This window comes from Thermohalobaculum sediminis, assembly GCF_023487995.1.
Lineage (GTDB): Bacteria > Pseudomonadota > Alphaproteobacteria > Rhodobacterales > Rhodobacteraceae > Thermohalobaculum > Thermohalobaculum sediminis.
Genome location: NZ_JAMFKN010000001.1, coordinates 438,535 through 458,359 on the forward strand (window position 1 = coordinate 438,535; position 19,825 = coordinate 458,359).

Sequence of the window (19,825 nt, forward strand, 5' to 3'; positions counted from 1 at the left end):
GTCAGAGGATTTGGCTCAGCTTCATCGCGGCGCCCATGTCGCCGTCGATGCGGATCCTGCCGGTCATGTAGGCGGCGGTGGGCGAGAGATCGCCCTCGAACATGGCGCGGAAGGTGTCGAGGCTGGCCGCGATGGTCACGTCGGCCTCGCCGTCGCCGGTGCTGACCTCGCCGTCGCGCACCAGGATGACGCCTTCGCCCTCGACGTCGAATTTCACCGAGCCCGCGAAGCCGGACCCCGCAAACTTCTCGCGGAGGGCGGCTGCGGCGGCATCGAGGTCCTTGCTCATCTCTCTCCCCTTCGTGATCCGGCGGCCGGTGCCGCGCCGCTTGCACAGGTAAGCTGCGAGGCTATCATTGGCAATCATGAGAGCGGTCCCGAGAGTTCCTGTCGTCGCGTCACTCGCGCTTGCGGTCGCGCTCGCCGCCCCGTGGCCGGCGCAGGCGCAGACGGAACTGCCCGAAGGCGGCGCCGATGCCGCGCTGCCAGAAGCCCCCGCCCTGCCCGAGGGCCTGATGCCCGCCCTGCCCGAGGCGCGCGAGGCGGCGCGGCAGGCCCAGCTCGATGCGCTGTTCGATCAACTGGCGGACGAGACGAACCCGAACTGGGAGCTGGTGCAGGCGCAGATCTTCCGGCAGTGGCGCCAGTCCGGCTCGGCCTCGATGGACCTCCTGATGAACCGCGCGCTCGCGGCCATCGAGGAGGACGACTATGACACCGCGCTGGTGTTCCTGAACGACCTCGTCCGGCTCGCGCCCGATTTCGCCGAAGCCTGGAACCAGCGCGCAACGGTGCATTTCCTGCGCCGCGACTACGGCCGCTCGGTCGCCGACATCGAGCGGGTGCTGAGCCTCGAGCCTAGGCATTTCGGGGCATTGTCGGGCCTCGGCATAATCATGGACCGGCTGGGCAACGAGGCGGCCGCGCTCAAGGCGTTCCGTCGGGTGCTCGAGATCAACCCGCAGATGCCCGGCGCGCGCGAGGGCGTGAAGCGCCTCGCGCCCGAGGTCGAGGGCCGCCCGATCTGACGGCGCCCTTGTGGCCGCGCCCGGCCCGGACTAGGTAGCCGCTGCGGCACGCGGCAGTCCCGCGCGTGCGAGGAGCGGGCGGATGAACCAGATCGGGCGCGAGCCGGAGGGCCGGACGGTCACGGCCATCCTCGGCCCCACCAACACCGGCAAGACCCATTACGCCATCGAGCGGATGCTCGGGCGCACCGATGGCGTGATCGGCCTGCCGCTGCGCCTCCTGGCGCGCGAGGTCTACGACCGGATCGTCGCGCTGCGCGGGCCCGGCGCCGTGGCCCTGCTGACCGGCGAGGAGAAGATCGTCCCGCCGAACGCGCGTTATCACGTCTGCACGGTCGAGGCGATGCCGCTCGATCTCGGCACCGATTTCGTGGCGGTGGACGAGATCCAGCTCTGCGCCGACCCCGACCGCGGCCATGTCTTCACCGACCGGCTGATGCGCGCCCGCGGGCGCTACGAGACGCTGTTCCTTGGGTCCGAGACGATGCGGGCGCGCATTGCCGGGCTGGTGCCGGGCGTGCGCTTCATGGGGCGCGAGCGCTTCTCGACGCTGAGCTATGCGGGGCCGCGCAAGATCTCGCGCCTCAGGCCGCGCACGGCGGTGGTCGCGTTCTCGGCCGACCAGGTCTATGCGATCGCGGAACTGATCCGGCGCCAGCGCGGCGGTGCCGCGGTGGTGCTGGGAGCGCTGAGCCCGCGCACCAGGAACGCGCAGGTCGCGCTCTACCAGAACGGCGATGTCGACTACCTGGTCGCGACGGACGCGATCGGGATGGGGCTCAACATGGATGTCGACCATGTGGCCTTCGCGGGCCTCGCGAAGTTCGACGGCCACCGCCACCGCTCGCTCGCGCCGGACGAGCTTGCCCAGATCGCCGGCCGCGCCGGGCGGCACATGGCGGACGGCACCTTCGGCGTCACCGGAGAGGCGCATGGCCTCGACGCCGAGACGGTCGAGGCGATCGAGAACCACGCCTTCCGCCCCGTGACGCGGCTGATGTGGCGCAACCACGCGCCCGATTTCGGCTCGGTCGCGCGGCTGATCGCGAGCCTCGAGGCGAACCCCGGCCGGCCCGACCTGATGCGCGCGCGGGAGGCGGACGACCTCGCCGCCCTGAAGGCGATCGACACCGACCCCGAGCTCGCCCGCCTGGCCGACCGGCCCGACCGGGTGCGGCTGTTGTGGGACGCCTGCCAGATCCCCGACTTCCGCAAGACGGGCGCGGGCGACCATGCCGGGCTGATCGGGCGGATTTACCGGTTCCTGCTGTCCGAGAGAGGCGTTATACCCTCGGACTGGATTTCGGGTCAGGTGCGGCGCATCGACCGGGTGGACGGGGATATCGACGCGCTCTCCAAGAGACTGGCGTTCATCCGCACCTGGACGTATGTGGCGAACCGTGGCCGCTGGCTCGATGATCCGGCCGAATGGCGCGAGGCGACGCGCGAGGTGGAGGACCGCCTCTCGGACGCCCTGCACCAGCGGCTGACGCAGCGATTCGTGGACCGGCGCACCTCGGTGCTGATGCGCCGGCTGAAGCAGAAGGAGCGGCTCGTGGCCGAGGTGAACGACAAGGGCGAAGTCACGGTCGAGGGCGAGTTCATCGGCCGCCTCGACGGGTTCCGCTTCACCGTGGATCAAACGGCCACGGGGGACGAGCTCAAGACCCTGCAATCGACCTCGGTCGCGGCGCTGCAGAGCGAGTTCGCCCGCCGCGCCGACAAGCTCTATCTGAGCCCCGACACCGAGATCGATGTGACCGAGCAGGGCGGCCTGATGTGGGGCGACCAGGCGATCGGCCGCGTCGAGAAGGGCGACACGATCCTCGCGCCCAGGGTGCGGGTGTTCATCGACGACATCGTCGAGCCCACGGTGGCCGAGAAGATCGAGCGGCGGCTGACCCACTGGCTGGCCCGCCGGATCGCCGCGCTGTTCGAGCCGCTGGTGGCGATGCAGGCGGACGAGGCGGTGACGGGCCTCGCGCGCGGCGTGGCCTTCCGGCTGGGCGAGGGCCTCGGCATCCAGCCGCGCCGCGCGATGGCCGACGACATCCGCGCGCTGGGCCAGGAGGAGCGCGCGAGCCTGCGCAAGCATGGCGTGCGCTTCGGCCAGCACAACGTGTTCATGCCGGCGCTGCTGAAGCCCGCACCGACACGGATGCGGCTGATCCTTTGGAGCCTGTGGGAAGGGCTCGAGGACTTCCCCTCGGCGCCGCCGGCTGGCCATGTCACGGTGCCGGTCGCGCCGGGAATGCCGCAGGGCTACTACGAGAAGGCGGGCTATCGTGTCTGCGGACCCCGCGCCGTGCGCATCGATATGCTCGAGCGGCTCGCCGACATGATCCGCCCGCTGGACGTCCGCGGCGGCTTCGAGGCGACCGCTGACATGCTGTCGATCACCGGCTGCACGCTCGACCAGTTCGCCGAGATCATGAAGGGCCTGGGCTTCATGGCCGAGCGGGGCGAGCGGCCCAAGGCGGCGCGTCCGGCGGCGGAGCCGGCGGCGCCAGCGCGAAGCGCGCCGGACGAAGTGGACGGCGCCGGGGCGGTGGCCGAGGCCGCTGCGGCCCCGGAGGCTGCCGGGCAGGCCGAAGCCCTCGTTGCAGAAGCCGCGGTGGCGCCCGAGGAAACCGCTGGCGGGACAGCAGACGCCGAGGCCGCGACCGCCCTGGCGGCGGAGCCCGCGCCGGAGACTGAGGCCAAGCCCGCGCCGGTAGCCGAGCCAGCGCCGGCGGCAGAGGCCGAGCCGGTGGCAGAGGCCAAGCCGGTAGCCGAGCCCGCGCAGATGGCCGAGGCCGCGCCGGCGGCCGAGGTACAGCCGGAGGCGCCGGGTGAAGCTCCCCTGCCCGTTGAGGGCGCGGCGCCCGCCGAGCCCCCGGCAGGCAGCGAGAGCGCGGTCGAGATCGAGGCCTTCTTCACCTTCACCCTGCGTCCGCGCCCGCGTCCAGGCCGCGGGCAGGCGCGCGAGCAGGAGCGCTCCGGGCAGGAGCGCGCCGGGCACGGGCATCGCGAGCGGCGCGGTGGCGCCAAGAAGGATGCCGATGGGGCCGGGGGCGGCGATGGCGAGCGTCCCGGCAAGCCGCGCGGCACCGGACCCGGAAAGGGCCGCAAGGGCAAGCCCGGCTTCGAGCACGGCGGCAAGCGCCCGCCGCGCGGCGACGAGGTTCGCGCCAGCGCCGCCCCGCCGCGACCCCGGCGCGAGGACAAGCCGGTCGATCCCGACAGCCCCTTCGCCATCCTCCAGCAGCTCAAGAAGCCCTGAGGGATGGCTGCGCCCGCCACGCCGGATGAAGGCGCGGCCCGCCTACGTGTGGACAAGTGGCTGTGGCAGGCGCGCTTCGTCCGCTCGCGCGGCCTCGCGGCGGAACTCGCGGGATCGGGGCGGCTCAGGGTCAATGGCATGCATTGCACGAAGCCGGCGCAGCCGATCCGCCCCGGCGACGTGCTGACCTTTCCGCAGGGCGGGCGGATCCGCGTGATCCGGATCGAAGCCCTGGGCACCCGGCGCGGTCCGGCGACCGAGGCGGCGACGCTCTACACCGATCTCGACCCGCCCGCCGCCAGCCCGGCGGGCGACGAGGCGACAGACGCCGCGCAGGGGCAGCGCGACCGCGGCGCCGGCCGTCCGAGCAAGCGCGAGCGTCGGGAAATCGACATGCTGCGACGCGACAGACCTTGAAGCCCATGCGGCGCGGGCCTAGAACGCAAGCGAAAGACTCGGACATATAACGGCCGCCTGACGGTCTCGCGAGTCAACCGAGCCACACAGGAGCCGACCTCGATGACGTATGTGGTCACCGACAACTGCATCAAGTGCAAGTATACCGACTGCGTCGAGGTCTGCCCGGTCGACTGCTTCTACGAAGGCGAGAACATGCTCGTCATCCATCCCGACGAGTGCATCGACTGCGGCGTCTGCGAACCGGAATGCCCCGCCGACGCGATCCGCCCCGATACCGAGTCGGGTCTCGAGAAATGGCTCGAGGTCAACAAGAAGTACGCCGATGCGTGGCCCAACATCACCCAGAAGAAGGACCCGCTTCCCGAGGCCGAGGAGTTCGACGGCGAATCGGGCAAGTTCGAGAAGTTCTTCTCCGAGGCTCCCGGCAGCGGCGATTGACATCGACTCGGCCCCATCGGGCCGGATTTCGTGTCAAATGATGAATTGTGACTCGCCCCTCGCACGGAGTTGATAGCTGATTCATGGCTTGTTCTGGGTCGTTGCATGATTTGCAGGGCCGCCATGCAACTGGGGGCTGGAAAATCCCAGCCTTTCGTGTTACATAATTGTCGCAGAGGCAAGGGTGCACCTGCTGTCGATGAGATCGTCGGTGCCATTGCCTCTTTGACTTTTCGCACCACCCTGGGGAGTGACCTGGTGGCGCCCTTCTTTTGCCCTGATGCGTCCCCCCCCCGCATCTCGGCTCCATGAAGACCGGAGATCCCATGTCCAAGAAGTCCAGCGACACCGCGAACGTCTTTCGCGCGAACGACTACGTCGTCTACCCCGCGCATGGCGTCGGCAGGATCCTGTCCATCGAGGAGCAGGAAATCGCAGGGATGCGGCTCGAGCTCTTCGTCATCTCGTTCGAGAAGGACAAGATGACCCTGCGGGTGCCGACGGCCAAGGCCGCTTCGATCGGCATGCGTTCGCTCTCGAGCCCTAATCTCGTGGCGAAGGCGCTCGCGACCCTCAAGGGCCGCGCCAAGATCAAGCGCGCGATGTGGTCGCGCCGGGCGCAGGAATACGAGCAGAAGATCAACTCGGGCGATCTCATCTCGATCGCCGAGGTGGTCCGCGACCTCTATCGCGCGGGCGACCAGCCCGAGCAGTCCTACTCCGAGCGCCAGCTCTACGAGGCCGCGCTCGAGCGGCTCACGCGCGAGGTCGCGGCGGTAGAGCGGCTCGACCATGCGAACGCCGCCGCCAGGGTCGACGCGATGCTCGAGGCCAAGGCCGCCTGACGCGCGCCACCCCCCGAAATCCGCGCCGCCGGTCGTCCGCGACCGGCGGCGTTTTCATGCCGAGGTGCGGGATCCGCCACTCAGCCCTTGTCGAAGAAGCGGCGCAGGATCTCGAGATAGAGGTCCGAGAGCCGCGAGATGTCCGCCACCGAAACGCGCTCGTCGACCTGGTGCATGGTGTCGCCGACGAGGCCGAACTCCATCACCGGGCAGATCGCCTTGATAAAGCGCGCATCCGAGGTGCCGCCGCCGGTGGTCAGCGCCGGGCGCTCGAGCGTCGCGCGGGTGATGACCTCGGTCACGAGATCGACCGCGCCGCCGGGCTCGGTCAGGAAGCTCTCGCCCGACACCTTCCACTCGATCTCGGCCTCGGTGCCGGTGCCTCGGATCTCGTCGTTCACGATCTCCTCGACCCAGACCTTCACGCTGTCGCTGCTGTGGAGGTCGTTGAAGCGGATGTTGAACACCGCCCGCCCCTCGGCCGGGATCACGTTGCTGGCGGGGTTGCCCACGTCGATCGAGGCGAGCGCGAGCGTCGATTGCTGGAAATGCGCCGAGCCGAAATCGAGCGGCGTGTCCGCGAGCCGGGCGCAGACCCGGGCCAGAACCGGCAGGGGGTTGAGCGCGCGCTCGGGATAGGCGGTGTGCCCCTGTCTGCCGGAAATGCGGAGGTTGCCGGTCATGGATCCCCGCCGGCCGATCTTGACCACATCTCCGAGACGCGCGACCGAGGTGGGCTCGCCGACGATGCAGAAATCGGCGCCCTCGCCCGCCCCGGCCATCCAGTCGAGGATCGCGACCGTCCCGTCGGTGGCGTCGCCCTCCTCGTCCCCGGCAATCAGGAGCGCGATGGAGCCATCCGGCGGGGTCTCGATCACCATGCGCGCCGCGGCGGCGACGAAGGCGGCGACGCCCGATTTCATGTCGACGGCACCGCGGCCGTAGAGCACGCCGCCGCGGATCTCGGCGCCGAAGGGCTCCGCGCTCCATGCGGCGCGATCGCCGACGGGCACGACATCGGTATGCCCCGCGAAGGCGAAGACCGGCGCGGCACGGCCCCAGCGGGCGTGGAGGTTCTCGACCCCGCCGCGGCTGATCCGGGTGCAGACGAAGCCGAGCGGCGCGAGGGTGCGCTCGATCAGCGCGATCGCCCCGCCCTCGGCCGGCGTAACGGATGGGCAGCGGACCAGCGCCGAGGTCAGCTCGACCGGGTCGGGAAGTGATTTCATCTGCTCGCTCTCCTGCCCCGCCACGGCATCGGCCGGCGGGCTGGGCACCGGGACGGCCGTCGCGTCATGGTTTTGCCTCACTGATCGCTTTTAAGTAAGGCGCCGGCAGGTGAAAAGTGTCAGGCAGCACGATATGGCCGAGCAGCTCACACGCAGGATGACGGACAGCCCCCTCCGAGAGCGCTACCGGATCGAGGCCGGCGGCTTGGCCGTGATCCGTGCCATGGCGCTGCCGGGGCTGATCGTGCTCGTCTACGGCATCATCGCGCATGTCGGGCTCGGCAAGGTGGTGGGCGAGCTTGGCGTGCGCAGCGGCAGCCTCGTCACCATCGTTCAGGTGATGATCCCGCTGTTTCTGGTCGCCGCCTCGATCTACGGCACGATCTACCTTGCACTGACGGACACGGGCGAACGCCCGTTCCGGCGCATCATGTCCTGGGCAAGCTCGACCCCCTTCGGCGAGATCATCATTTGGCGCTTCCTGCCGGCGATGGGGCTGTTCGTTATGTTCCAGCCGCTGTTCCTGGCGGTGAAGCAGAGCATCCCCGAGATCGCGCCCTTCACCTGGGACCCGCTGCTGGCCGAGATCGACCGGCTCCTTTTCCTCGGCACCGATCCATGGGTGATCAGCCACGGCCTGTTGCCCGGCGCCATCGCCACGCGGACGTTCGACATCTTCTATGCCGCCTGGTTCTTCATCATGCTGATCAGCTACATCACCGCGAGCGTGATGCGGCTTTCCAGCACGACGCGGCTGACCTTCCTGACCGCGTTCTACCTCAACTGGATCCTCGCCGGCTCGCTCGCCGCGCTGGTCTTCGCCTCGGCGGGACCGGTCTACATGGAGCGGCTGTTCGGGATCACCGACTTCGCGCCGCTGATGGAGCGTCTCTCGGCGCAGAGCGAGGTGCTGACCATCGCGGCCCTCGACGTCCAGGAAAAGCTCTGGCGCGGCTATGCCGATCCCGATTATCCGGCGACGGGGATCTCGGCCTTCCCGTCGATGCATCTGTGCATCTCGATGACGGTGACGCTGTTCTGCTTCGCGCTCGCCCGCTGGCTCGGCGTCGCCATGGCACTGTTCACGACGGTGATGCTGGTGGCCTCGGTGCACCTGGGATGGCACTACCTCGTGGACGGGCTCGCCGGGATCGCGCTGTCGGTCGCCATCTGGCGCATGAGCGCGACGCTGGCGCGCCGCTGGCTCGCGCGCTGGCCCGAGACCGCGTGAGGCGGCCGGGGGGGGGCGTCCTCTCAGTCGCTGAAGGTCGTGACCTGCGCCACGATCACGGCGTTCTCGGCCAGCGCGCGGTCCATCAGCGCCAATTCCTCCGGCCCCGGCGCGACGCCTTCGGGGGCGTCGCGGGTGCCGTAGCCTTCGACCTCGAGCGGCGCGAGACCCGCCTCCTTCAGCACGCGCACCGTCTCGTCGACGGCGTGCTTCTCGGTGCGGCCCGAGGCGTAGCACATCAGCGCCGCGCCGGTCGCGCCGTCCGGGAGCCCGTCGCCGGGCAGGCGACCCACCTCGACCACGAGGATGAAGACCTGCTCGGCCGCGCGAGGCTTCGCCGGCTTCGCAGGGCCGCTCCCCTCAGTCACGCAGAAGCTCGTTGATCGAGGTCTTGGAGCGCGTGCGCTCGTCGACCCGCTTCACGATCACGGCGCAGTAGAGGCCGGGTCCGGGCGTCCCGTCGGGCATCGGCTTGCCGGGCATCGTGCCGGGGACGACCACCGAATAGGGCGGCACCTCGCCGATGAATGTCTCGCCCGTTGCGCGGTCGATGATCTTGGTCGAGGCGCCGAGGAACACGCCCATCGAGAGCACCGAACCCTCGCGGACGATCACGCCCTCTGCGACCTCGGATCGCGCGCCGACGAAGCAGTTGTCCTCGATGATCACCGGGCCGGCCTGCAGGGGCTCGAGCACGCCGCCGATGCCGGCGCCGCCCGAGATGTGGCAATGCTTGCCGATCTGCGCGCAGGACCCCACGGTCGCCCAGGTGTCGACCATCGTGCCCTCGTCCACATAGGCGCCGACATTGACGAAGGACGGCATCAGCACCACCCCCGGCGCGATGTAGGCCGAGCGCCGCACCACGCAGTTCGGCACGGCGCGGAAGCCCGCGGCCCGCCACTGGTTGTCGCCCCAGCCGGCGAATTTCGAGGGCACCTTGTCCCACCAGGTGGCCCCGCCGGGACCGCCCTCGATCGGCGTCATGTCGTTGAGGCGGAAGCTGAGGAGCACCGCCTTCTTGGCCCACTGGTTGACCTCCCAGTGGCCGCGGGCATGGCGCTGGGCGACGCGCAGCGCGCCGCGGTCCATCAGGTCCAGCGCGCTCTCGACCGCGTCGCGCACCGGCCCCGTCGTGGCTGGCGTCACCTCGGCGCGCGCCTCCCAGGCGGCGTCGATGGTGGCTTCGAGGTCGGCATGGCTCATTGTCGTCTCCTTTATGGCGGCGGGCGCGGTCCGGGAGAGGCTATAGGCAAGACACCGGGCCCGGGCAATGGCATTCCGGCGCCGCCCTGCGCCGTGCCGCCACCGGAAGGGGATGCGGGCGGCACGGGAAGCGTCTAGAAGTGGGCGAACCGGCCACGCGCTCATGGCGGCCGGACCAGCGAGGCAAGGCAGGCATCGAGACATGACGACCAGGTCCAATCCCCCGCGCGTCTTTCCGTCGGCCGACGAGGACAAGAGCCGCGCCGGCCATGTCGCCGAGACGCCGCAGGCACTATCCCCGGCGTTCCGCCTGGCCTTCGCGGACCCCGACTTCCTGGGGCGCGACGAACTGCGCCCCGTGCGGCTGCAGCTCGAGCTTCTCAAGCCCGAACTGGCAATGGGCGATCTCGGCATCACCTCGACCGTCGTGCTGTTCGGCGGCGCGCGGGTGCCGCGGCCGGGCGATGCCGTCCCGCCGCAGCGCGAATGGCTCAAGCATTTCTACCAGGAAGCCCGCGAGTTCGCGCGGCTGGTGGGCCATGAATGCGTCCGCCGCGGTGGCGGCGAGCTGGTGGTGGTGACCGGTGGCGGGCCGGGCGTGATGGAGGCGGGAAACCGCGGCGCGCACGAGGCCGGCGCCCCCAGCATGGGCTTCAACATCGTCCTGCCCCACGAACAGGCGCCGAACCATTACGTCACGCCGGAGCTGAGCTTCAACTTCCACTATTTCGGCATCCGCAAGATGCATTTCCTGATGCGCGCGCGCGCCATCGCGGTGTTCCCGGGCGGCTTCGGGACACTGGACGAGCTGTTCGAGACGCTCACGCTGATCCAGACCGAGCGGATGCGCCCATTGCCGGTCCTGCTGTTCGGCTCGAACTTCTGGCGCGATATCGTGAATTGGCATGCGCTGGTCGAGGCGGGAACGATCGCGCCCGAGGACCTCGACCTGTTCCATTTCGTCGACACCGCCGAGGAAGGCTGGGCGCATGTCCGCGCGGCGCTGGGGATCGATGCCTGAGGGGGCGCACTGCCCCCGCATGCCGGTCCCGCGTCAGGGCGTCACTTCGAAATCCAGGAGCAGGGTGCGCTGAAGCGGGTTGAAGTTGTCGTCCGACATCAGCCACAGCCGCAGGCGTCCCTGCGCGTCGCGCCACAGGGCGATGGCCTCCATGTTGTCGATGCCGCTGGAATGCGCGAAGGCCGCGAGCGTCTCGCCCGGCCCCTCGACGGGGAGGGGCGGACTGCCCGCAAGCGCGTGGCGGCGCACGCGGATGCTGACGCCGCGCAGAATCGAGAAGTCCCGCAGGACCACGTAGAGCCGGCCATCCGGTCCGACCGCCGCATCGGTGACGACATGCGGGGCTGGCGTCGCGAGCCGACCGGTCCCGAGCAGTTCGCCGTCGGGAGAGAGGGCGAGCGCCGCCGTCTTGTCGTCCTGCGGCGTCTCGGGGAAGGCGAGAAGCACGCGGCCCGCACCGGCAAGCCCCTCGATCCCGCCATTCGAGGGCAGGCTCTCGAAGGCGCGCTGCGTGACGCTTGGCCCGAGGGTCCCGTCGCGCCCGAGCGGGGCAATGCGGTGGTCACGCTCGAAGGCCACGAACAGCTGGCTATCGAGGCGGGTCAGCGCCTCGGCGTCGCCCCCTTCGCCGCGGAGGCGGCTGCCATCGGTCTCAATCAGTCGGCGGAGCGTTGCGTCGGAGAAGGTGAGAGCTCCGGCCGTCTCGGCGAATTGCGCGCTCAGCAGCAGCCCCCGGTCGCTCACCGCGGTCAGGCGGCCACCCTCGACGACCATCCCCGAGAAGCCGCCGAACCGGCCCGCCTCGCTCGAAAGCTCCCATGCGCCCAGCTGCCTCAGGCCGCTCAGGGTGTCGGCGACGACGCGGACCGGCTCGGCGCGGATCTCGACCGGCCCGGCGGCGGCCGCGGGCGCGAGCGGCAGGTTCAGCCCTGCAAGGGCGGCGGCGAGCAGCATGGCGCGCAGGCATCTGCGCGATTGCGCGAGTCTTGCCGCGTTCGGATTGGTCATGGCCGCCCGTCGCCTCGCCGCGGCCTCCGATCGGTGGCGGGCAGGCTCAAGGCGCGACGCACCGGCATCACCGCGACAGCACGGCGCGGCACGCCGCCGGCAGATCGGCAAGCGTGATCTCGCGCGGCCGCGTGGGCTTCCCGGATGGTTTGGGGTTCAGCGCCTCGTCCGAGAACCACCAGTCGAGATCGGCGCCGCAACCATCGCCCGCCGGGATCGGCTCTTGCGGCTGGCAGTCCCCGGCCCCCGCGGGACAGGAGAGGCGCACATGGAAATGCGCGTCATGCCCCCACCACGGACGGATACGCGCCAGCCACGCGCGATCGGCGCCCTGCGGCTCGGCCTCGCAGAGCGCGCGCTTGATCGCGGCATTGACGAAGATGCGGGCGATTGCGGGATCGCTGGCGGCCGCGCGCAGGATGGCGTGATGCGCTGGCGTCCAGTCGGCGGTGACGCCGCGCCGGTCGGCGCGCACCACGCTGACGGACGAGACGCTCTCGCGATCCGCCCGGCTGAGGTCGAGCGATGACGGCGGCCGCAGCCAGATGTCGATGTCGAGCCCGATCTGGTGCGAACGATGCCCGGTCCGCATCGGCCCGCCGCGCGGCTGGCTGATGTCGCCGATGTTGAGGCCCTGCCAGCCCGCCTCCCGGGCCGCGCCGGCAAGCCGTTCGATGAAGGCGATCGCGTCGGGGTGGCCCCAGTTGCGGTTGCGGCTGAGCCGCATCGCCTGCCAGCCGGGGCCGGTCTCGGGCAGTTCGACCGCGCCGCCGATGCAGCCTGCCGCATAGCCTCCGATGGGTGCCGGCGGCTCGGCGCTTGGCCGGGACATGGCGCCGAAGAGTTCCTTGGCGGGTTCGGCCATGGAAGGGGTTGCGACCAGGGCCGAGCACAGGATCAGCACCGCGCCCATGGCCGCCGCACCGCGCCGTCCGATCCCCGCCATGATCCTCGCCCCGCCCGAAGCCTCTCGCCCGCCTCAGTATGCCCGTGGCGCCAATGTCCGGGAAGGCCCGTCCTGCGCGCGGCGGTTACCGCGTCACTCCGCCGCCCGCGAGGCCGAGATGGCGCGCTGCAACGGGGCCATGAAGCGCGGGTCGGGGGGATCGGCGAGGCGGATCGCCTTCTGCCGCTCACGCGCGCCCAGCTTGCCCGTGCTCAGCGTCACCGGCCCCTCGTTCGTCATCACCCGCAGTTCGACCCGGTCGAGCGCGTTGGGCGGAAGCTCGAGCAGCATCCCCTGCCGGAAGCGGTTGATCTCGGCCACCGAGAGGCGCCCGAGCCCGATCGTCCCCGACACCTTCAGCGGCATCTCAAGCACCTGCGCGAGCATGTGGCCGGCCCAGAGCCCATGGTTCGAATCGCCGCCGCGCTGCGCCGAGATCAGCTGGCGCTTGAGCGGCTCGAGCGTCGAAACGGGCACGACGAAATCCAGACCGGCGCCGCGCTTGTCGTCGCCGACATGGTAATTGAGCTTGATGACGAAGATTTCCGACGCGTCCGGGGCGATCCGCACCATCCCCGGCAACTGCTCGAAGCGCGTCCGGCGCGCGAGCCCGATGGCCGAGGCGCCGCACAGCTCGTGCAGCGCCTCGTCGAAGCAGCGGGCGACGAGATCGACGAACCGGCCGTAGATCGCCAGATCGATCGAGGTCAGGCCGCGGGCGAAGTTCGATTCCTCGAAGCTGCCGTCGCCGCCTAAATAGATGTCGAGCACCTTCCCCAGCAGCCGCGGATGCGCCTTGATGAGCCCCGTGCCCTGCGTCGTGGGAAATGACAGGAGGTAGATCGCCGAAGGCGCCCGCAGGCTGCGCAGGTAGTCGCCGTGGCGCAGCACCTCGTAGCCATAGACGGTGACGTCGATGCCAGGCCGCAGTTCCGCCCGCGTCCGGGTCGCCGCGATCGAGGCGAAGGTGTAGCAGAGCGGGTCCATCGGCGGAAATCCGCTGAGCCGCATCTTCGGCCCGCGCAGCTTGCGGGCCAGAACGCTTGCCTCGTCCTCGCTTCGTCCCGTCATTCTCGGTCCATGCTCCCGGTCCGCCTCAACCATCCCGCGCGCCCCGGGTCTTGCATGGCGATGCTTGCGAGCCGGTTAACCCTGCGGGCTAACCCGACGCTAAGGGAGCGCGCCCAGACTCGGCTTCGGGCGGTCGGAGAGGACATGATGGCAAATCGCGACGCGGCGGCGCCGCTCATCATCCGCAGGGTGACGAAGGTCGAGGGCGGCCACCATGGCGGCGCCTGGAAGGTGGCCTATGCCGACTTCGTCACGGCGATGATGGCCTTCTTCCTGCTGATGTGGCTTCTCAACGCGACCTCGGAGGAACAGCGCAAGGGCATCGCCGACTATTTCGACCCCGCGCTGCCGGTCAGCCGAACCTCGGCGGGCGGGACAGGGATGCTTTCGGGCGAGAGCATCTTCAGTCGCGACCGCCTCGCCGCGATGCACGATTCGGGACACAAGCGGCGCGTCGACGACCCGCCACCCGACGAGACGGCGACGTCGGACGAAAGGCGCGCGCCGAGCGACCCGCCGACCGGCACCGCCGACACGCCTGCACCCGATGCGGAGGCGGACGCGGCTCGCGCGGCCGCGCAGGCCGAAGCCGACCTCGAGCGGCGGATCGCCGCCGCGCTGTCGGCAATGGACGACGCGACCGTCCGTCGGCACTTCCGGCTGCGCGTGACGCCCGAAGGGCTGGTGATCGAGATTGTCGACCTCTCCGAGCGACCGCTTTTCGACGCGGGCTCGGCCGAGCCGAGCGCCGTCCTGCATACGCTTCTGGGCATTCTGGTCCCGCTGATCGCAGACACCGCGAATGACATCGCGCTGGTGGGGCATACCGATGCCCTGCCCTTCGGCAGCGGCGCGCCCTTCACCAACTGGGAGCTGAGCGCCGATCGTGCCAACGCGGCGCGGCGGCTCGTCACCGCGCAGGGGCTTCCCGCCGCGCGGATCGTGCGCGTGAGCGGCCTCGCCGACACCGACCCGTTCGACGCCGACCCCAAGGCACCGCAGAACCGGCGGATCGCGGTCGTCATGCTGCGCGAGGGCCGGCGTTAGGGCGTTCTCAACCCTCGGCGGGCTAAGGGCAAGGCAAGACGACCCGATCAGAACGACCTGCGAGGTAGAATCATGAGCCTTTCGTCCTCCCTCGGTGCCGCCGTCGCCGGGCTACAGGCAAACTCGACGCGGCTGGCGGTGATCTCCGACAATATCGCGAATTCCTCGACACCCGGATTTCGCCGCGCCGATGTTGACTTTGCCTCGCTGGTCGTTCCGGGCTCGCGCAGCGCCTTCTCGGCAGGCGGCGTGCAGGCGGCGGCCTACCGGGACGTCGCGACCGCGGGCGCGCCGATCGGCACCAGCAGCGCGACGGACATCGCGATCACTGGGCGCGGCATGCTCCCGGTCACACTGGCGGCCACGGCCGACCAGCCGGCCGGCCAGCGCCCGTTCCAGCTCACCGGTACCGGCTCGTTCTCGCTGAACGCGAACGGTGTGCTGGTGACGCGCTCGGGCCTCGCCCTGCTCGGCCTCCCGACGGACAGCTCGGGCCAGATCGCGGCCGGCGTGGTGCGCGACGGCCCCACAAGCCTCGAGCCCATCCGAGTCGACGGCGCGCAGATCGCGGCCGAGCCCACCACGCGGATCGAGCTTGGCGCCAACCTGCCGGCCACCGCCACCGACGCCACCGCGAGCGGTGCCCCCTTCACCTCGACCATCGCCTATTTCGATGGCATCGGGCGCGAGAACCGGCTCACCGTGACCTTCACGCCCACGGTTCCCGCCACCGGCAGCAGCAACACCTGGACCGTCACCTTCGACGACAGCGCCCCGGGCGCGACGAACCCGATCGCCGAACTCGAGGTCGCCTTCGACGACTCGGTCGCCGGGCGCGGCACTATCAGCACAGTCACGGCCACCAGCGGGGCGACCTACTCGGCGACCGACGGGGTCGCGACGATCACGGCCGGCAGCGGCCCGATCGATGCGATGATCGGCGGCGCCGGGCTCGCGGGCGGCCTCACGCAGCTCGCCGCGGGCTTCACGCCCACCGGCATCAACGCGAACGGCGCGCGGGCAGGCAACTTCACGGGCCTCGAGCTCGAAGCGGACGGCACGCTTCTCGGCGTCTACGACACCGGACAGCGGCTCGCGCTCTACCGCATCCCGGTGGTGGACGTGCCGAACCCGAACGGGCTGACGGCCGTTGACAACCAGGCCTTCGCGATCTCGTCGGCCTCGGGGCAGCCGTTCCTTTGGGACGCCAACACGGGTCCGGTGGGCGGCATCAATGGGTTCTCGGTCCAGCAGAGCAGCGTCGACATCGCCAGGGAGCTGACCAGCCTGATCCAGACGCAGCGCGCCTATTCGTCGAACGCCACCACGATCCGGACGGTCGACGAGATGCTGCAGGAAACCACCAACCTCAAGCGCTGAGGCGCTGACCGGTGCGAGGGAAGCCATGTCGATCTCGTCCGCATTGCAGAGCGCCGTCAGCGGCCTCGGTGCGAACTCCCGAATGCTCGAGGTGGTCTCCGGAAACCTCGCGAACCAGCTCACGGAGGGCTACGCCGCGCGCTCGGTTTCGCTCGGCTCGATGGCCGGCGGGCTGGGCGGTGGCGTGCGGGTGCTGTCGGTCGACCGCGCGGTCGACACCGAGCTGACCGCGCTCCGCCGCCGCGCCGACGCCGAGGCCGCGCGGGGCGGCATCATGTCCGACGCCGCCACGGCGATTGCCTCGGCCCTTGGCGAGACCGGCGAGCCCGGCAGCCTGATCGACCGGCTGCGCCGCTTCGAGACCGCCCTCGGCGCGCTGGCGGACACACCTGAATCTGCGCCGCGGCAGGAGGCCGCGGTCGCCGCCGCCATCGACCTTGCTGCGGGCTTCGTCGCGATGTCGGAGGAAACCGTCCGCCTGCGCGAGGGCGCCGACGGGGCCATCGCGCGCGAGGTCGAGGCGATCAACACGGCGCCCGGCGAGGTTGCGCGGCTGAACCGGCAGATCCAGGTCTTCACGGCGACCGGCCGCGATACCAGCGCGCTCGAGGACGCGCGCGAGCGGCATGTCGACCGGATCGCGGCGGCGATCCCGCTGCGAGAGACCCGCACCGACGACGGGCGGATCGAGCTGCGGACCGAGCAGGGGCTCACCCTTGTCGACAGCAGCGTGCGGCGGCTCGACTTCACGCCGACGCCGGTGATCACGGCGCCGATGTCCTATGCCGGCGGCACCGGCGCGCTTTCGGGCCTGCGGCTCGGCGATGTCGACATCGCGCCAGGCAGTGGCAGGGCGCAAGCGCTCACCGACGGCGCGCTTGCGGGCCTGTTCGAGATCCGAGACGAGACGCTCCCCCGGTTCCAGGCGCAGATCGACGCGCTCGCCGCCGACCTGATCGCCCGCGGCGATCCGGGCACTGCGGACCCATCCCTTGGCGCCGGGGATCCGGGGCTCTTCACCGACGCGGGCGCGGCCCTCGACCCCGCCACGCTGGTTGGCCTCGCGGGCCGCATCGCGGTCAACCCTTCCATCGATCCGGCGGCCGGCGGCTTCCCTTCCCGATTGCGGGACGGGCTCGCGGCCGCCACGCCCGGCCCGGTGGGGCGCGATACACTGCTTCGCGTGCTGGGCGACGCCTTTGCCGCGCGTACGGACGCCACCTCGGTCCCGGGACTTTCGGGCGAGCTCAGCCTCGACGGACGCATCGCCGGCGTCATGGAGCTGGTCGCCACCGCGCGCGTGGCGCGCGAGGTGGATCTGGGCGTGCTGACCGGGGCACGCGCGGTGCTCGCCGGAGAAGAGGGGCGGCTTCGCGCGGTCGATGAGGATGCCGAGCTCGCCAAGTTGATCCGCCTCGAACAGGCCTTCGCGGCGAACACGCAGGTCATCCAGGCCGCGGCCCGGATGCTGGACGAACTGACGGGGATCTGAGCGATGAATCGACTCGAGACGGGCTTTACCCTCCAGCCCCGCATGGCAACGCTGACGCGCATGGCGGCCGAGCTGCGCGCGCGTGGCGACGCCGCCCAGACCGAGGCGGTGACCGGCCGACCCGCCGACCTCGCCGAACGCCTTTCGGGCCGCGTGGCGGAAACCGTGCGCCTCGGCGGCGCGCTCGACCGCCTAGCGGGGCATGCCGAGGCAATCGTCCTGGCCGAGACGCGCGTGAATGTCGTCGCCAGCGGCCTCGGCGAGCTTCGGCAGCTCGCGAGCGACCTGGCCAACGACGCCGATATCGCCATCGCCGGCAACCTGCCCCAGGGGCGTTCGGCCATCGCGGCGTCTGCACGCGCTGCGCTCGAACGCGCGGTCGCGGTGCTGAATCTCTCGGTCGGCGGACGCAGCCTGTTCGCAGGCGACGCGACCGATGGCCCGGCCCTCACCGGAGCGGCCGCGGTGCTTGGCGCGGGCGACGCACTGATCGCGACCGGAACATCGGGCGCGAGCGCCCACGACGCGCTGGTCGCGGGCTTTGCCGACACCGCGGGGGTCTTCGGAGGCACGATCTACATCGGAGGGGCGGGCCCGGCGCCGCGTGCCGAAATCGCACCGGGCGAGACAGTCGCACTTGGAGTTCGCGCCGACGACCCGGAAGCTCGGGCATTGCTGGCGCAGCTTGTCGTGCTCACCCGCGCCTTCGACGGCAGTACGGCACTCGATTCCCAAGAAAGCGATCGCCTCGCCCGACGCGCCGTTGCAGGCCTGCGCGAGAGCGCCGACGAGCTCGCGGGCACGATGGGCCGCGTCGGCGTCGTGCAGGAACGCATCTCACTTGTGAAAGCACGCAACATGGCCGAACAGGCGGGTCTCGCGATCGCCGTCAACGAGCTTTCGGGCGGCGATCAGACCGCGGCCGCGCTGCGCTTCAATGCGATCGAGGGGCAGATCGGAACGCTCTTTGCGACGACCGCGCGGCTGTCGGGCCTGTCGCTCGGTGCCTTCCTGCGCTGACCGGGGGAGGAGCCCGATGCGTCTTGGTCTTCTGGTGATGCTTGCGGCCGCACTGGTACCGCTGGTGGCCGTTGCCGGTCCACGCATCAAGGATCTCGTCGAGATCGAGGGTGTCCGGGGCAACGACCTGGTGGGCTATGGCTTGATCGTCGGCCTCAACGGCACGGGCGACAGCATCCGCAACGCCCCCTTCACCGAGGAGGCCCTGCAGAACCTGCTGGAACGCCTCGGGGTGAATGTCAGCGGCGAGGACTTCCGCTCGCGCAACGTCGCCGCGGTGATCGCGACCGCCACCCTGCCCGCCTTCGCCCGCGCCGGCGCCCGCATCGACGTCGCGGTCTCGGCCATCGGGGATGCCAAGAGCCTGCTTGGCGGCACGCTGGTGATGACCCCTCTCAACGCCGCGGACGGCGAGATCTACGCGGTGGCACAGGGACCGATCCTTGCGGGCGGCGTCTCGGCCGAGGGTCAGGGGGCCTCGGCGCAGATCGGCGTTCCGACGGCGGGCTCGCTGCCGGGCGGCGCCCGGGTGGAGCGCGAGGTGGATTTCGTGTTCGGCGCGATGCAGCGGGGGCGCCTCGCGCTCCGCGAGCCCGATTTCACCACGGCCAGTCGGATCGAAGCCGCCATCAACGGTCGATTGCGGGGCAACATCGCGCGGATGAGCGACAGCGGCACCGTCGACGTGGACGTGGTCGCAGCAGGTGTTCCGCCGGCGCAACTGATGAGCATGATCGAGGGCTTGCCCATCAGCCCGTCGCGCAAGGCCCGGGTCGTGATCGATCAGCGCTCGGGAACCATCGTGCTCGGCGCGGACGTTCGCATAAGCCAGGTGGCCGTGGCCCAGGGCAACCTCACGATCCGCGTCACCGAGTCGCCGGTCGCCCTTCAACCCAATCCGTTCGCGGCGGGCGAAACCGTGGTGCTGCCCCGCACCGACCTCGAGATCGACGAGGAGGCAGGCAACCGGCTGGGCGTGGTGGACGAGAACGTGACGCTGGCCGATCTGGTCGATGGCCTGAATGCGCTCGGCGTGGGGCCGCGCGATATGATCGATATCCTCAAGTCGATCCACGCCGCCGGAGCGCTCCATGCCGAGCTGGTGATCCACTGATGGCACGCGCGGGGTCTGGGGCCCGCGAGAATATCCCGGGCCGACAGGTGCTCGTCGGGCCGGTGTC

19 protein-coding genes are annotated in these 19,825 nt (G+C 70.5%); 12 read left to right on the forward strand and 7 right to left on the reverse strand.

The features are described from left to right. Position 1: 1 nt before the first annotated feature. A complete protein-coding gene (locus tag M1105_RS02095) occupies positions 2–289 on the reverse strand; it encodes an SCP2 sterol-binding domain-containing protein (protein WP_249578689.1) in 288 nt (95 codons plus the stop codon). A gap of 67 nt (positions 290–356) precedes the next feature. On the opposite strand from M1105_RS02095, the gene M1105_RS02100 reads away from it, so the two are divergent. From M1105_RS02100 to M1105_RS02120, 5 genes are all read left to right on the forward strand, one after another. Further along, positions 357–1,028: a tetratricopeptide repeat protein gene (locus tag M1105_RS02100; RefSeq protein ID WP_249578690.1), complete on the forward strand. Its 672-nt coding sequence runs from the start codon at positions 357–359 to the stop codon at positions 1,026–1,028. 82 nt (positions 1,029–1,110) lie between these two features. Further along, entirely contained in the window at positions 1,111–4,290 is a 3,180-nt protein-coding gene (locus tag M1105_RS02105; protein WP_249578691.1) for a helicase-related protein, read from the forward strand. Between the two features lie 3 nt (positions 4,291–4,293). Continuing rightward, a complete protein-coding gene (locus M1105_RS02110; RefSeq protein ID WP_249578692.1) occupies positions 4,294–4,707 on the forward strand; it encodes an RNA-binding S4 domain-containing protein in 414 nt (137 codons plus the stop codon). 102 nt (positions 4,708–4,809) lie between these two features. Continuing rightward, positions 4,810–5,148 (forward strand): ferredoxin FdxA, encoded by a 339-nt coding sequence (fdxA, locus tag M1105_RS02115; RefSeq protein ID WP_249578693.1) that lies wholly within the window; start codon positions 4,810–4,812, stop codon positions 5,146–5,148. Positions 5,149–5,474: 326 nt separating this feature from the next. Then, the gene (locus M1105_RS02120) at positions 5,475–5,993 is read left to right on the forward strand and encodes a CarD family transcriptional regulator (protein ID WP_249578694.1); all 519 of its coding nucleotides are present in this window, start codon (positions 5,475–5,477) and stop codon (positions 5,991–5,993) included. A gap of 80 nt (positions 5,994–6,073) precedes the next feature. On the opposite strand, the gene dapE is transcribed toward M1105_RS02120, so the two are convergent. After that, positions 6,074–7,222 carry a succinyl-diaminopimelate desuccinylase gene (gene dapE / locus M1105_RS02125; RefSeq protein WP_249578695.1) on the reverse strand — a complete coding sequence of 383 codons (1,149 nt, stop codon included), beginning with the start codon at positions 7,220–7,222 and terminating at the stop codon, positions 6,074–6,076. 157 nt (positions 7,223–7,379) lie between these two features. Between dapE and M1105_RS02130 the strand changes: the two genes are divergently transcribed. Further along, a complete protein-coding gene (locus tag M1105_RS02130; RefSeq protein ID WP_249578696.1) occupies positions 7,380–8,453 on the forward strand; it encodes a phosphatase PAP2 family protein in 1,074 nt (357 codons plus the stop codon). Between the two features lie 23 nt (positions 8,454–8,476). On the opposite strand, the gene M1105_RS02135 is transcribed toward M1105_RS02130, so the two are convergent. Both M1105_RS02135 and dapD read right to left on the reverse strand, forming a co-directional pair. After that, positions 8,477–8,821, reverse strand: coding sequence for a hypothetical protein (locus M1105_RS02135; RefSeq protein WP_249578697.1), 345 nt, complete (start codon positions 8,819–8,821; stop codon positions 8,477–8,479). Next, complete coding sequence (gene dapD / locus M1105_RS02140; protein ID WP_249578698.1) at positions 8,814–9,659, reverse strand: 2,3,4,5-tetrahydropyridine-2,6-dicarboxylate N-succinyltransferase; 846 nt, start codon at positions 9,657–9,659, stop codon at positions 8,814–8,816. The genes M1105_RS02135 and dapD overlap by 8 nt, the downstream gene beginning before the upstream one ends. A 202-nt stretch (positions 9,660–9,861) precedes the next feature. Between dapD and M1105_RS02145 the strand changes: the two genes are divergently transcribed. After that, the gene (locus M1105_RS02145) at positions 9,862–10,680 is read left to right on the forward strand and encodes an LOG family protein (protein ID WP_249578699.1); all 819 of its coding nucleotides are present in this window, start codon (positions 9,862–9,864) and stop codon (positions 10,678–10,680) included. 33 nt (positions 10,681–10,713) lie between these two features. On the opposite strand, the gene M1105_RS02150 is transcribed toward M1105_RS02145, so the two are convergent. The 3 genes from M1105_RS02150 to M1105_RS02160 form a co-directional block, all read right to left on the reverse strand. Then, the gene (locus tag M1105_RS02150) at positions 10,714–11,688 is read right to left on the reverse strand and encodes an esterase-like activity of phytase family protein (RefSeq protein WP_249578700.1); all 975 of its coding nucleotides are present in this window, start codon (positions 11,686–11,688) and stop codon (positions 10,714–10,716) included. A 67-nt stretch (positions 11,689–11,755) separates the two neighbouring features. Further along, positions 11,756–12,601 carry a penicillin-insensitive murein endopeptidase gene (gene mepA, locus M1105_RS02155; protein ID WP_249579038.1) on the reverse strand — a complete coding sequence of 282 codons (846 nt, stop codon included), beginning with the start codon at positions 12,599–12,601 and terminating at the stop codon, positions 11,756–11,758. Between the two features lie 126 nt (positions 12,602–12,727). Then, on the reverse strand, positions 12,728–13,705 hold the full coding sequence (locus M1105_RS02160) for a flagellar motor switch protein FliM (RefSeq protein WP_249578701.1): 978 nt from the start codon (positions 13,703–13,705) through the stop codon (positions 12,728–12,730). A gap of 147 nt (positions 13,706–13,852) precedes the next feature. On the opposite strand from M1105_RS02160, the gene M1105_RS02165 reads away from it, so the two are divergent. The 5 genes from M1105_RS02165 (at position 13,853) to M1105_RS02185 (ending at position 19,758) form a co-directional block, all read left to right on the forward strand. After that, complete coding sequence (locus M1105_RS02165) at positions 13,853–14,752, forward strand: flagellar motor protein MotB (RefSeq protein WP_249578702.1); 900 nt, start codon at positions 13,853–13,855, stop codon at positions 14,750–14,752. Positions 14,753–14,824: 72 nt separating this feature from the next. Then, positions 14,825–16,132 (forward strand): flagellar hook protein FlgE, encoded by a 1,308-nt coding sequence (locus M1105_RS02170; RefSeq protein ID WP_249578703.1) that lies wholly within the window; start codon positions 14,825–14,827, stop codon positions 16,130–16,132. A 25-nt stretch (positions 16,133–16,157) separates the two neighbouring features. Beyond that, entirely contained in the window at positions 16,158–17,624 is a 1,467-nt protein-coding gene (flgK, locus tag M1105_RS02175) for a flagellar hook-associated protein FlgK (protein ID WP_249578704.1), read from the forward strand. 3 nt (positions 17,625–17,627) lie between these two features. Further along, positions 17,628–18,644 (forward strand): hypothetical protein, encoded by a 1,017-nt coding sequence (locus M1105_RS02180; protein ID WP_249578705.1) that lies wholly within the window; start codon positions 17,628–17,630, stop codon positions 18,642–18,644. A 16-nt stretch (positions 18,645–18,660) separates the two neighbouring features. Then, the gene (locus tag M1105_RS02185; protein ID WP_249578706.1) at positions 18,661–19,758 is read left to right on the forward strand and encodes a flagellar basal body P-ring protein FlgI; all 1,098 of its coding nucleotides are present in this window, start codon (positions 18,661–18,663) and stop codon (positions 19,756–19,758) included. Positions 19,759–19,825 lie beyond the last annotated feature (67 nt).

What these genes read in the sequence shown, in the direction of transcription:
- M1105_RS02170 (WP_249578703.1), top strand. Translation starts at nt 14,825, where the DNA reads ATGAGCCTTTCGTCCTCCCTCGGTGCCGCCGTCGCCGGGCTACAGGCA.
- M1105_RS02185 (WP_249578706.1), top strand. Translation starts at nt 18,661, where the DNA reads ATGCGTCTTGGTCTTCTGGTGATGCTTGCGGCCGCACTGGTACCGCTG.
- M1105_RS02105 (WP_249578691.1), top strand. Translation starts at nt 1,111, where the DNA reads ATGAACCAGATCGGGCGCGAGCCGGAGGGCCGGACGGTCACGGCCATC.
- M1105_RS02150 (WP_249578700.1), bottom strand. Translation starts at nt 11,688, where the DNA reads ATGACCAATCCGAACGCGGCAAGACTCGCGCAATCGCGCAGATGCCTG.
- M1105_RS02130 (WP_249578696.1), top strand. Translation starts at nt 7,380, where the DNA reads ATGACGGACAGCCCCCTCCGAGAGCGCTACCGGATCGAGGCCGGCGGC.
- M1105_RS02165 (WP_249578702.1), top strand. Translation starts at nt 13,853, where the DNA reads ATGGCAAATCGCGACGCGGCGGCGCCGCTCATCATCCGCAGGGTGACG.
- M1105_RS02110 (WP_249578692.1), top strand. Translation starts at nt 4,294, where the DNA reads ATGGCTGCGCCCGCCACGCCGGATGAAGGCGCGGCCCGCCTACGTGTG.
- flgK (WP_249578704.1), top strand. Translation starts at nt 16,158, where the DNA reads ATGTCGATCTCGTCCGCATTGCAGAGCGCCGTCAGCGGCCTCGGTGCG.
- M1105_RS02120 (WP_249578694.1), top strand. Translation starts at nt 5,475, where the DNA reads ATGTCCAAGAAGTCCAGCGACACCGCGAACGTCTTTCGCGCGAACGAC.
- M1105_RS02180 (WP_249578705.1), top strand. Translation starts at nt 17,628, where the DNA reads ATGAATCGACTCGAGACGGGCTTTACCCTCCAGCCCCGCATGGCAACG.
- M1105_RS02145 (WP_249578699.1), top strand. Translation starts at nt 9,862, where the DNA reads ATGACGACCAGGTCCAATCCCCCGCGCGTCTTTCCGTCGGCCGACGAG.
- M1105_RS02095 (WP_249578689.1), bottom strand. Translation starts at nt 289, where the DNA reads ATGAGCAAGGACCTCGATGCCGCCGCAGCCGCCCTCCGCGAGAAGTTT.
- mepA (WP_249579038.1), bottom strand. Translation starts at nt 12,601, where the DNA reads ATGGGCGCGGTGCTGATCCTGTGCTCGGCCCTGGTCGCAACCCCTTCC.
- dapD (WP_249578698.1), bottom strand. Translation starts at nt 9,659, where the DNA reads ATGAGCCATGCCGACCTCGAAGCCACCATCGACGCCGCCTGGGAGGCG.
- M1105_RS02160 (WP_249578701.1), bottom strand. Translation starts at nt 13,705, where the DNA reads ATGACGGGACGAAGCGAGGACGAGGCAAGCGTTCTGGCCCGCAAGCTG.
- dapE (WP_249578695.1), bottom strand. Translation starts at nt 7,222, where the DNA reads ATGAAATCACTTCCCGACCCGGTCGAGCTGACCTCGGCGCTGGTCCGC.
- fdxA (WP_249578693.1), top strand. Translation starts at nt 4,810, where the DNA reads ATGACGTATGTGGTCACCGACAACTGCATCAAGTGCAAGTATACCGAC.